Annotated in this window: 9 protein-coding genes; 1 reads left to right on the top strand and 8 read right to left on the bottom strand. The window is 69.9% G+C overall.

The features are described from left to right. Nucleotides 1–83: 83 nt before the first annotated feature. The 6 genes from IE226_RS31705 to IE226_RS31680 all read right to left on the bottom strand — a co-directional run bounded on the left by IE226_RS31705 (nucleotide 84) and on the right by IE226_RS31680 (nucleotide 6690). On the bottom strand, nucleotides 84–917 hold the full coding sequence (locus IE226_RS31705) for a shikimate dehydrogenase (protein WP_190084869.1): 834 nt from the start codon (nucleotides 915–917) through the stop codon (nucleotides 84–86). Next, the gene (gene mltG / locus IE226_RS31700) at nucleotides 907–2589 is read right to left on the bottom strand and encodes an endolytic transglycosylase MltG (RefSeq protein WP_190084868.1); all 1683 of its coding nucleotides are present in this window, start codon (nucleotides 2587–2589) and stop codon (nucleotides 907–909) included. The genes IE226_RS31705 and mltG overlap by 11 nt, the downstream gene beginning before the upstream one ends. Nucleotides 2590–2713: 124 nt before the next feature. Further along, complete coding sequence (gene ruvX / locus IE226_RS31695) at nucleotides 2714–3199, bottom strand: Holliday junction resolvase RuvX (RefSeq protein ID WP_229871653.1); 486 nt, start codon at nucleotides 3197–3199, stop codon at nucleotides 2714–2716. Further along, on the bottom strand, nucleotides 3199–5868 hold the full coding sequence (gene alaS, locus IE226_RS31690; RefSeq protein WP_190084867.1) for an alanine--tRNA ligase: 2670 nt from the start codon (nucleotides 5866–5868) through the stop codon (nucleotides 3199–3201). The genes ruvX and alaS overlap by 1 nt, the downstream gene beginning before the upstream one ends. Beyond that, a complete protein-coding gene (locus IE226_RS31685; RefSeq protein WP_190084866.1) occupies nucleotides 5868–6233 on the bottom strand; it encodes a DUF6167 family protein in 366 nt (121 codons plus the stop codon). The genes alaS and IE226_RS31685 overlap by 1 nt, the downstream gene beginning before the upstream one ends. A 7-nt stretch (nucleotides 6234–6240) precedes the next feature. Continuing rightward, nucleotides 6241–6690 (bottom strand): DUF948 domain-containing protein, encoded by a 450-nt coding sequence (locus tag IE226_RS31680; protein WP_190084865.1) that lies wholly within the window; start codon nucleotides 6688–6690, stop codon nucleotides 6241–6243. 161 nt (nucleotides 6691–6851) lie between these two features. On the opposite strand from IE226_RS31680, the gene IE226_RS31675 reads away from it, so the two are divergent. Next, nucleotides 6852–9032 carry an ATP-binding protein gene (locus IE226_RS31675; RefSeq protein ID WP_229871652.1) on the top strand — a complete coding sequence of 727 codons (2181 nt, stop codon included), beginning with the start codon at nucleotides 6852–6854 and terminating at the stop codon, nucleotides 9030–9032. On the opposite strand, the gene rpsD is transcribed toward IE226_RS31675, so the two are convergent. Together rpsD and IE226_RS31665 are read right to left on the bottom strand one after the other, a co-directional pair. After that, on the bottom strand, nucleotides 9020–9634 hold the full coding sequence (rpsD, locus tag IE226_RS31670) for a 30S ribosomal protein S4 (RefSeq protein WP_190084864.1): 615 nt from the start codon (nucleotides 9632–9634) through the stop codon (nucleotides 9020–9022). The two genes, IE226_RS31675 and rpsD, sit on opposite strands and share 13 nt — an antisense overlap. 370 nt (nucleotides 9635–10004) lie before the next feature. After that, complete coding sequence (locus IE226_RS31665) at nucleotides 10005–11354, bottom strand: replication-associated recombination protein A (protein ID WP_190084863.1); 1350 nt, start codon at nucleotides 11352–11354, stop codon at nucleotides 10005–10007. Between the last annotated feature and the right edge of the window lie 113 nt (nucleotides 11355–11467).

Here is an 11467-nt window from a genome sequence, read left to right as displayed (position 1 = left end):
CCCGCCACCCTGATCCTCCCACGTCGGGACGCGGGCCCCGGCCTCCGGTCCACGAAGCGGACGTCCGCGGGGAAACGGACGTCCTAGCGAGCGGCCAGCGCGTGCTCCCCCGCCTTGCGCATCGCGATCAGCGGCGCGGGCGTACACCCCGTCATCTGCTCGACCTGCAGCACGGCCTGGTGCACGAGGAGATCGAGCCCGCTGACGACGGCTCCGCCATACATCGACCAGCGGGCCGCGAGCGCGGTGGGCCACGGGTCGTACAGGACGTCGAAGAGAGTGGTGGGCCGCTCGGGCACGGCGGCGGACAGCGCGTCGGTCGCGCCCGCGGGCGTCGTGGCGATCACCAGCGGCGCGCTCAGCGCCTGCTCGGCGTCCGCCCAGTCCGCCGTGCGCACGTCCACGTCGAGCCGCTCGCCCCACTGCCGCATCTCGGCGGCGCGCGCCTGGCTGCGTACGTACGCGACGACCTCGCCCGTGCAGATCCGCGCCAGCGCGGCGAGCGCGGAGGACGCGGTGGCGCCGGCGCCGAGGATCGCCGCCGTCTCGACCTGCTCGATGCCGCGTTCCCGCAGCGCGGCGACCATGCCGGGGATGTCGGTGTTGTCGCCGACGCGGCGGCCGTCCTGCCCGAAGACGACGGTGTTGACCGCCTCGACGGACGCGGCGGTCCCGCTGATCTCGTCGAGCAGCGGGATCACCGCGCGCTTGAGCGGCATCGTCAGCGAGAGTCCGGCCCACTCGGACCCGAGGCCCTTCAGAAAGCCGGCCAGCGCCGCCTCGTCGACGTCGAACAGGTCGTACGTCCACTCGGCGAGACCCAGCTCCTCGTATGCGGCGCGGTGCAGCACCGGGGAGAGGGAGTGGGCGATGGGGGAGCCGAGGACTGCGGCTCGGCGGCCTTGTTTAGTCACCATTCTTCTGCCGATCGTTGAACTTGGCGACCAGCTTCTCGTGCTCGGACAGCGTCTTGGTGAACTGGGTCTTCTTTCCGTCGACGGAGATGAAGAACATCCAGCCACCGCCGTCAGGAGCCAGGGTGGCCGCCAGCGCTTCGTCACCCGGGTTCCCGATCGGCCCCGGCGGGAGGCCCTTGTGGAAGTAGGTGTTGTACGGATCCGGGTCGGTCCGGATCTTCGAGATCGGGATATTGATCTCGCTCTGCCCCTTGAGGTAGTTGTACGTCGAGTCGAATTCGAGCTTCTGGTTGGTCACGGTGTTCGACGTCTTGAGGCGGTTGTAGACGACAGACGCCATCTTCTTGAAGTCGTCGTGCGTCATGCCTTCGGCCTGGACCAGGCTGGCCACCGTGAGGACCTGCAGCGGGTTCTCCAACTGCAGTTCTGCGGCCTTCGACTTGAGGCCCATCTCCTCGTACCTCTGACTGGCGTGGGCGACCATCTTCTTGAGCACGGCTTCGGGCTTCTGACCCTTGGCAACCGCGTAGCTGGAGGGATAAAGGAAGCCCTCGAGCGGGTCCTTGATGTCCTTGCTGGTGTTCGCCCAGGCAGGAAGCCCGAGATTCTTCCATTCCTTCTTGGCGACCTTCTCGGTGGTGCCCTTTTCAAGCTCCAGACGAGTATCGATCTGCCCATAAACCCAGGAATTCCGCCGACCCTCGGGAATGATGAGGTTATTGCGGCTCTTCGGGCTGAGCATCAGGTCGACCGCGCTCTTGGCCGACATTTCCTTCTTCAGGAGATAGACGCCCTCCTGAATGGTTTCACCCTTGGGGTTCTGCGCCTGCGCGGAGACAAAGGCGTCCACGCTCTTGACGACCCCGGCGTCCTTCAGTTTCTGGCCGATCGCAAAGCCGCCGGATCCCTTCGGGATCTCGACGGTCGCGGTGCCGGTGCCCTCGCCCGCGTAGTCCGGGGCGGCGCCGAAGCGGTCCTGGTAGAACTGGTAGCCGAAATAGCCGACCCCGCCGAGGCCGCCGGCAAACACCAGCGTCACGACCAGGCACGCGCAACCACTCCTGCGCTTCTTCGGTTTCTTGCCGCCCCGGCCGCCCCGACGGTCCCCGCGGCCACCACGGCGGCCCGGATCGTCGTCGTCGTACTCGTCCTCGTCGTCATCGGCGCCGGAGAAGAAGGCGTGCTCGCCCTGGTCCGGCCCCGGGTCCCAGTCCTGCTGCGGCTCGGGGTCGGGGCGGCGGCGGGACGGCGGCTCCGGCGGAGGGTACGCGTCGGGAGTGCCGTAGTAGTCCGGGCTCTCCGCGCCGTAGCCGCCCGCCTGGTGGCCGTAGGGGTCCGACGGATCGGCGGTGTACGCGGCCTGACCCTGCCGGCCTGCGTCCCAGCCGCCGTTGTACTGCTGCTCGGGGCCGCCGTTGTACTGCTGCTGGCCTGCGGGCCCGCCGTACTGCTGCTGGCCGTAGGCCTGCTGCTGGCCCGTGCTCCAGTCGTCGTACTGGGCCTGGTGGGGTTGCTGCGGCTGCTGGGCATGCTGCTGAGGGTGGTACTGCCCCTGGCCGCCGTAGGCGGACTGGCCGCCCGAAGGCTGCTGTCCTCCCCATCCGCCGTCCCCGTACAACGGGTCCTCGGGATGCCACGGTTCGGAGCCCGTGCCCCGGCCATACTCAGTCATCGATCCCCTACATGCCGCGAGGCGGGGCCGCCGTCTGAGTGGGAGGGCAACCGTTCCGCCTCTTGATGCTGTGCGGCAGCTGTTCGAACACCGCCGCATCGCGCGGAACGTTACCGTATCGCGATCAGATGACCACTTCGACGCCCTCGCCCGGAGCTTTACCTGACGCCCGTTCGGACTCCAGAGCCTGCTGAAGGATGATGACGGCCGCCGCCTGATCGATGACAGACCTGCCCTTTTTGGACTTCACGCCCGAGGCGCGCAGGCCCTGACTGGCCGTCACTGTGGTCATCCTCTCGTCCACGAGCCTCACTGAAATGGGGGCCACCATGCGGGCGAGGTCCTGGACGAACGCGCGGATCTTGGCGGCCGCCGGGCCCTCGCCCCCGTTGAGGGAGCGAGGGAGACCGACGACGATCTCGATCGGTTCGTACTCGTCGACGAGCTGCTTCAACCGGCGCTGCGCGGCCGGGACATCGCGTCCCGGAACCGTCTCCACCGGCGTGGCGAGGATCCCGTCGGGGTCGCACGAGGCGACCCCGATCCGGGCGTCACCGACGTCGACGGCAAGGCGTCGGCCCCTGCGCATGCCCCCTGAGGAGTCGTCCATCAGGCCGTCTCGCCGACGAGGCGCTCGACGGCGGCCATGGCGTCACCGATGGCCGCGGGGTTTTGGCCGCCGCCCTGGGCGACGTCCGGCTTGCCGCCGCCACCGCCGCCGAGGGTCTTGGCGGCCGTACGGACCAGGTCGCCGGCCTTGAGGCCGCGCTCACGGGCGGCTTCGTTCGTGGCGATGACCGTCAGCGGTCGGCCGTTGGCCGTGGTGAACAGGGCGACGACGGCCGGGCGGTCGCCGGGGATGCGGTGGCGCACGTCGAGGACCAGCTTGCGCAGGTCGTCGGCGCCCGTGCCGTCCGGCACCTGGCCGGTGACCAGGGCGACGCCTCGTACGTCCTTGGCACTGTCGACGAGACCGGCGGCGGCCGCGAGGACCTTCTCCGCGCGGAACTTGTCGATCTCCTTCTCCGCGTCCTTCAGCTTGCCGAGCATGGCGGCGACCTTCTCGGGCAGCTCCTCGGAACGGCCCTTGATCAGCTCCTGGAGCTGGGCGACGACCGTGTGCTCCTTGGCGAGGAAGTTGTACGCGTCGACGCCGACCAGGGCCTCGATGCGGCGCACGCCCGAACCGATGGACGACTCTCCGAGCAGCTTCACCAGGCCCAGCTGGGCGGTGTTGTGGACGTGCGTGCCGCCGCACAGTTCCTTGGAGAAGTCGCCGATGGTGACCACGCGGACCCGCTCGCCGTACTTCTCGCCGAACTCGGCGATGGCGCCCTGCTTCTTGGCCTCGTCGATCGACATGACCTCGGCCTGCACGTCGAGCTCGTGGGCGAGCACTTCGTTGATCTTCTGCTCGACGTCCGTCATGACGGCCGTGGGCACGGCGGACGGAGAGCCGAAGTCGAAGCGGAAGCGGCCGGGCTGGTTCTCGGAACCGGCCTGCGCGGCCGTCGGGCCGAGCGCGTCGCGCAGCGCCTGGTGCGTGAGGTGCGTGGCGGAGTGGGCGCGCGCGATGGCCGTGCGGCGGCGCGCGTCAATCGAGGCCCAGACCGGTGCGCCGACGGTGATCTCGCCCACCTGGACGACACCCTTGTGGACGTGCACGCCGGGGACCGGCTTCTGCACGTCGCGGATCTCGACGACCGCGCCGTTGTCGAGGCGGATCCGGCCGGTGTCACCGATCTGGCCGCCGCCCTCGGCGTAGAAGGGGGTGCGGTCGAGGACGACCTCGACCTCGTCGCCCTCGCGGGCGGCGGGCGACGAGACGCCGTTGACCAGGAGGCCGACGATCGAGGCCTCGTTCTCGGTGAGGGTGTAGCCGGTGAAGTCCGTGGCGCCGGCGTTGTCGGCGATCTCGCGGTAGGCGTGCAGGTCGGCGTGGCCGGTCTTCTTGGCCTGGGCGTCGGCCTTGGCGCGCTCCCGCTGCTCCTTCATCAGGCGCCGGAAGCCGTCCTCGTCCACCGAGAGGCCCTGTTCGGCGGCCATCTCCAGGGTGAGGTCGATCGGGAAGCCCCACGTGTCGTGCAGCAGGAACGCCTTGTCGCCGGAGAGGACCTTGCCGCCGACGGCCTTGGTCTCGGTGACGGCGGTGTCGAGAATGTTCGTGCCGCCCTTGAGGGCCTTGAGGAAGGCGGCCTCTTCGGCGAGCGCGACGGTCTCGATGCGCTTGCGGTCGGATCGCAGCTCGGGGTACTGCTCGCCCATCGACTTGATGACCGTGTCGACGAGCTCGTGGACGACCGGTCCTGTGGCGCCCATCAGACGCATGTTGCGGATGGCGCGGCGCATGATGCGGCGCAGCACATAGCCGCGGCCTTCGTTGCCGGGGGTGACGCCGTCGCCGATGAGCATCACGGACGTCCGCATGTGGTCGGCGACCACGCGCAGGGAGACGTCAGAGCCCTGCTCGGCGCCGTACCGCACGCCGGTCAGTTCGGTGGCCTTGTCCATGACGACGCGCAGGGTGTCGGTCTCGTACATGTTCTGTACGCCCTGCAGGATCATCGCGAGGCGTTCGAGACCGAGGCCGGTGTCGATGTTCTTGCTGGGCAGCTCGCCGAGGATCTCGAAGTCCTCCTTCGAGGTGCCCTCGCCGCGCTCGTACTGCATGAAGACCAGGTTCCAGATCTCCACGTAGCGCTCGTCGTTGACGGCGGGGCCGCCCTCGACGCCGAACTCGGGGCCGCGGTCGTAGTTGATCTCGGAGCAGGGGCCGCAGGGTCCGGGGACGCCCATGGACCAGTAGTTGTCCTTCTTGCCCAGGCGCTGGATGCGCTCGGCGGGTACGCCCACCTTCTCGCGCCAGATGGTCTCGGCCTCGTCGTCGTCGAGGTAGACCGTCACCCACAGGCGCTCGGGGTCGAGGCCGTAGCCGCCGTCCGCCACGGAGCTGGTGAGCAGCTCCCAGGCGTACGTGATGGCGCCTTCCTTGAAGTAGTCGCCAAAGGAGAAGTTGCCGCACATCTGGAAGAACGTGCCGTGCCGCGTGGTCTTGCCGACCTCTTCGATGTCGGGCGTGCGCACGCACTTCTGCACGCTCGTGGCGCGCGAGAACTGCGGCTTGACCTCACCCAGGAAGTAGGGCTTGAAGGGCACCATGCCCGCGGGGACGAGGAGCAGAGTCGGGTCGTCCGCGATGAGCGACGCCGAAGGGACGACGGTGTGCCCGCGCTCCTCGAAGAAGCTCAGCCAGCGGCGGCGAATCTCGGCCGACTCCATCAGTGGTCCTCATTCCGGTTGTACGAGTACTTCGACTTCGAGAGGTACTTGCCCTGCGTGTTCTTGTCGGTCTTGCTGGTCTTGCCGTTCTCGATGGCCACCACGACACGGTGCCGCCCCGGAAGTCCGGGGTCGACCGGGGCCTCGAGACCGAGGGCCTCGCCCAGTTCGGCCTCGCGCTGGGCCATGCCGTCGCGGACGTCGAGAGCGAAGTCCTTGAGCTTGTGACCCGCCTCGACCGCCTTGTTCGCGGCCTGCGCCGCGAGGCTCTCGGGGGTCAGTTGCCTGATCTTGCGGTTGACCTTGGTGGTGGCCCACACACCGGCCGCGGCGCCCGCGGTGAACCAGAACGTACGGCGGAACATCGCTGCGTCAGTCCTTCTTCCGCTTGCCCCGCCGCCGTGCGGAGGGGACCGTGCGCCCCACGATCACGGTACGTCGGGCGGGTGCCGGTGGCACATGGTCTGTTTCGGGTCCTGCCTTGCGGCCCAGGGCCCTGCGCACCCCGTAGCCGAACGCCGCGACCTTGACGAGGGGCCCGCCGAAGGTGGAGGCCACCGTCGTGGAGAGCGCCGACGCGTTCGAGGTGACTTCCTGGACGTCCGACGCGATGGCGTCGACCCGGTCGATCTGGGTCTGCGCCGAGCGCACCGCGGTGGAGGCGTCGGAGAGGAGCGGGACGGCCTGCTCGGTCACTTCCGCGACGAGCTTGGTCGTCGCCCTGAGCGTCTGCGCCAGCCTCACGAGCACCACGGCCAGGAAGGAGACCAGGATCGCCCAGAAGACGGCCACCAGGATCCCGGCCACCTCTCCACCCGACACTGCGCACCGCTCCCTGAAACATCGGTTCCGAACATCGAAAAGTCGTCCCCCGACCCTATCGCGCCGGGGCGAAGGCTCCGCACCGCATTACCGCGTTCGGTCAGGGGAGTTGCCTCAAGTGATTGTACGGACCGCTTACGCATCGGTACGCTGCGTATCTCATGCGACGCGATCAGCGCACGGGCGATCACCGGCACAGCCTCCCCGCGCAGGCCCCCGGACCCGGCAACCTGCCCCTGGAACTCACCGCCTTCGTGGGACGCACCGACGAACTGGCCGCGCTCACCGCCGCGTTGGAGACCGGACGCCTGATCACGGTGACCGGCGTCGGCGGTGTCGGGAAATCGCGCCTCGCCGTCCGCGCGGCCGCCGCGGCCGCTTCGCGGGGCGGCGCCTGGCTGGTGGAGCTCTCGGCGGTCCGTGATCCGGAACTGGTGGAGCACGCGGTCGCCGACGCGCTGCGTCTGACGGATCACACGCACCGCACACCGCGCAAGGTACTCGTCGACCATCTCGCCGAGCGGGAAGTCCTGCTCGTCCTCGACGGGTTCGAGCATCTGGTGGAGGCGTGCGCCTCGCTGGTGGGGGATCTGCTGCACCGCTGCCCCGGTCTTCGCGTGCTCGCGGTGGGGCGCAGGCCCCTCGACACCGGGGGCGAGCGGATCTTCCCGCTCGCGCCGCTGCCCGCACCGGACGCGGCGGCGCTCTTCGCCGACCGTGCGGCGGCGGGGCTCCCGGGGTTCGTCCTGGACGAGGGGAACGAGGCGGACGTAGCGGAGCTGTGCCGCCGCCTGGACGGGATCCCGCTGGCCCTGGAGCTGGCGGCGGGGCGGCTGCGGGCTCTCTCGCCCGCGCAGCTGCTGTCCCGCCTCGACGACCGCTTCGCGCTGCTCACCGGCACCCGGCGCGATGTACTGCCGCGGCACCAGACCCTGCGTACGGCCATCGGCTGGAGCCATGAGCTGTGCACGGCGCAGGAGCGTCTGCTGTGGGCGCGGCTCTCGGTGTTCTGCGGCCCCTTCGACCTGGACGCGGTCGAGTACATCTGCACCGGCGACGGTCTGCGCGCCGACGACGTGCTCGACGTGCTCGGCGAGCTGCTCGCCCAGTCCGTCGTGACCCGCGAGGAAGGGCCGACGGGCGTCCGCTACCGCATGCTCGACACGGTCCGGGCGTACGGCGCCGACTGGCTGGAGGCGACCGGCGACGCCGCGCGCATGCGGCGCCGGCACCGCGACTGGTACATGGGCCTGGCCACCTGGTGCGAGCTTGACTGGTTCTCGCCGCGCCAGGCGCGGGTCGCCGAACTCGTCGACGTCGAGCTGCCCAACCTGCGGGGCGCTCTCGAGTACTGCCTGACCGAGCCGGACGAGACGCATCTGGGGCAGTATCTCGCGGGCAGCCTGTGGTTCTACTGGGTCGGCTGCGGGCGGCTCGCGGAGGGCCGGCACTGGCTCGACCGGGCCCTCGAGCTGGACGGCGACCACGACGACTCCCGCCTCAAGGCGCTGTGGGTGCTCGGCTACGTCGCGGTCCTGCAGGGCGACACGGCCGCCGCGCTCGCCGCGCTGCAGGAGTGCAAGGACGAGGCGGAACGTACCGGCAGCGCCATCGCGACCGCGTACGCCGTGCACCGCACCGGCTGTCTCGCGCTCCTCACCGACGACGTGGAGCGGGCCGAGACCCTGCTGCGCTCGGCCCTAGACCAGTACCACGAGCTCGGCGAGCTCAACAGCAACGTCCTGATGGGCCAGGTCGAGCTGGCGATGGCCCTTGCCTTCCGCGGCGAGATCGCCGACGCGGTCGTGCTCTGCGAGGACGTCCGCCAGGTCTGCGAGGACCACGGCGAGCGCTGGACTCTCGCGTACGCCCTCTATGTGCTCGGCTTCGCGGCCTGGACGCGCGGTGAGCCCGCCACCGCCCGTGAGCTGGTCATGCGGTGCCTCGCCCTGGACCACGCCTTCCACGACCTGCTCGGCACGGTGCTCGCGATCGAGCTGCTCGCCCTGTTCACGGCAGTGGAGGGCGACCCGGCGGAGGCCGCGGTTCTGCAGGGCGCCGCATCCCGCATCTGGCCCTCGGTGGGGCCGCCGCTGTTCGGCTCGGGGAACTTCGGCCGGCCGCACGCGCTGTGCGAGGCACGGGCCCGCGAGCAGCTGGGCGACGCGCGCTACGAGGACTGTCTGGCCGTCGGGGCCCGGCTCACGCCGGACGACGCCGTGTCGCGGGCCCTGCGCGCGAGCACCGGGGGCAAAGCAAAAACCCGCCGCCTGCCCCTCCACGAAGGAAGGGCGGGCGACGGGCTGAAGCAGGGAGAGCTACGTCCGGGTCAGCGGGCGTAGTACTCGACGACGAGCTGCTCGTCGCAGATCACGGGGATCTCCTTGCGGTTCGGGTCACGGTCCAGGCGGAAGGCCAGGGCCTTCAGGTTGACCTGGAGGTAACGCGGGATCTCGCCGTCGGGGGCGAAACCGCCCTCGCGGGCGACCTGGAACAGCGGCTTCTCGCGGCTGCGCTCGCGGACCATCACGACGTCGTCGGGACGGACACGGAACGACGGCTTGTCGACCTTGCCGCCGTTGACCTCGATGTGGCCGTGGCTGACCATCTGACGGGCCTGGTAGATCGTGCGGGCGATGCCCGAACGCAGGATCAGGGCGTCGAGACGGCGCTCGAGCTCGATGACCAGGGCCTCGCCGGTCTTGCCTTCGGCCTTCTTGGCGCGGTCGTACGCACGGGCCATCTGCTTCTCGCTGATGTCGTACTGCGCGCGCAGACGCTGCTTCTCGAGCAGACGGACCTTGTAGTCCGAGTTCTGCTTGCGCCCACGGCCGTGCTCGCCCGGCGGGTAGGGGCGGGCCTCGAAGTACTTGACGGCCTTCGGGGTCAGCGCGATGCCGAGGGCACGCGACTTCTTGACCTTGGGGCGGGACTGGTTCGTCATGAACCAACCTCTCTGTTCAGTGTGAAATCGGCTTCACCAGGGTTAGGGGAGGTCGCATCCGCAGCTCGGGAAACCCATCGGATCCGGTGGTTCTGGATCCGGCGGGCAGCCGCTCCCGGGTCTGGGCACTATGTGCAGCACGCGAGTGGCCCACCGACCGATTCCCGCAGTACGAGATGGTGGTGGGCTGCCCGCGACACCTTCGACGGTGCGCGACGCTCCTGGAGATCCCTGGACCGCGAGGTCCGGGGCTCCGGCTGGATGTCCCGTTCTGGTGGCGCCGGTACGAGACCGGACACGGGACGCAGCACTTCGGGCAAGTGTACCGGGTGACGGAGGGTGCCTCAGCCGCGGTGACCTCGGGGGTGCGCTACTCGCCCTTGAGGCGCTCGCGGACCCGCTCGACCACGTCCGCGTACCGCGCCTCGGCTCCGTACCGCGTGGGTTGGTAGTAGCGCTTGGCGGCGACGGTGTCCGGTGCGTACTGCTGGGCGGCGATCGCGCCCGGTACGTCGTGCGGATACACGTAGCCCTGGGCGTGGCCGAGCTTGGCCGCTCCCTTGTAGTGCCCGTCGCGCAGGTGGGGCGGGACGGGGCCCGCGAGTCCCGCGCGGACGTCGGCCCGGGCGGACTGGATGGCGATCGTCGCGGCGTTCGACTTCGGGGCCAGGGCGAGGGCGATCGTGGCGTGGCTGAGGGTGAGCGCGACCTCCGGGAAGCCGATCATGGCGACGGCCTGGGCGGCGGCGACGGCCGTGGGCAGCGCCGTGGGGTCGGCGAGGCCGATGTCCTCGCTCGCGGAGATCATCAGGCGCCGTGCGATGAAGCGGGGGTCCTCGCCCGCCTCGATCATCCGGGCGAGATAGTGCAGGGCCGCGTCGACGTCCGAACCGCGGATGGACTTGATGAGGGCGCTCGCGACGTCGTAGTGCTGGTCGCCGTCCCGGTCGTACTTCACGGCGGCGCGGTCGACCGACTCCTCCAGGGTCTGGAGGGTGATCTCCTTCTCGCCCTTGGCCAGGGCCGAGCCGGCGCCCGCCTCCAGGGCGGTGAGCGCGCGCCGGGCGTCGCCGCCGGAGATCCGCAGGAGATGCTCCTCGGTGTCCTCGGGCAGCTCCACCGCGCCGCCGAGGCCCCGCTCCTCGCTGAGCGCCCGGCGCAGCAGGCCGCGCAGGTCGTCGTCCGTGAGCGGTTCGAGCGTGAGGAGCAGGGAGCGGGACAGGAGCGGGGAGATGATCGAGAAGTACGGGTTCTCGGTCGTCGCCGCGATCAGCGTCACCCAGCGGTTCTCGACGGCGGGCAGCAGGGAGTCCTGCTGGGCCTTGCTGAAGCGGTGGATCTCGTCCAGGAAGAGGACGGTCTCCTTGCCGTGACCGCCCATCGCCCTGCGGGCCCCGTCGATGACCGCGCGGACTTCCTTCACGCCCGCGGTGATCGCGGAGAGCTCGACGAAGCGCTTGTTCGTGGCCTTCGAGACCACGTAGGCGAGGGTCGTCTTGCCGATGCCCGGCGGGCCCCACAGGAACACCGACGAGGGTCCCGCCGGTCCTCCCCCGCCCTCGCCCACCAGTCTCCGCAGGGGCGAGCCCGGCTTCAGCAGGTGCTGCTGGCCGACTACTTCTTCGAGGGTGCGCGGGCGCATCCGGACGGCCAGGGGACTTGTCGAAGGGTCCTTCTCCTGGCGGTCCTCGGCAGCTGCGGTGAACAGGTCGGGCTCCACGCTTCGAACCCTACGTCAGCCCACTGACAACGCCGCCCGTGGCCGGGGAACCCGTCAGCTGGTCCAGAAGTCCCACCAGCGCGTGAGGATCAGCATGCCGATGATGCCGACGT

The sequence above is a fragment of the Streptomyces longisporoflavus genome (assembly GCF_014649775.1).
In the GTDB taxonomy this organism is placed as follows: Bacteria; Actinomycetota; Actinomycetes; order Streptomycetales; family Streptomycetaceae; genus Streptomyces; species Streptomyces longisporoflavus.
This window is presented reverse-complemented; position numbering and strand designations above follow the sequence as displayed.

Coding starts and splice junctions, on each gene's coding strand:
- IE226_RS31705 (WP_190084869.1), bottom strand. CDS start 917: ATGGTGACTAAACAAGGCCGCCGAGCCGCAGTCCTCGGCTCCCCCATC.
- mltG (WP_190084868.1), bottom strand. CDS start 2,589: ATGACTGAGTATGGCCGGGGCACGGGCTCCGAACCGTGGCATCCCGAG.
- ruvX (WP_229871653.1), bottom strand. CDS start 3,199: ATGGACGACTCCTCAGGGGGCATGCGCAGGGGCCGACGCCTTGCCGTC.
- alaS (WP_190084867.1), bottom strand. CDS start 5,868: ATGGAGTCGGCCGAGATTCGCCGCCGCTGGCTGAGCTTCTTCGAGGAG.
- IE226_RS31685 (WP_190084866.1), bottom strand. CDS start 6,233: ATGTTCCGCCGTACGTTCTGGTTCACCGCGGGCGCCGCGGCCGGTGTG.
- IE226_RS31675 (WP_229871652.1), top strand. CDS start 6,852: ATGCGACGCGATCAGCGCACGGGCGATCACCGGCACAGCCTCCCCGCG.
- rpsD (WP_190084864.1), bottom strand. CDS start 9,634: ATGACGAACCAGTCCCGCCCCAAGGTCAAGAAGTCGCGTGCCCTCGGC.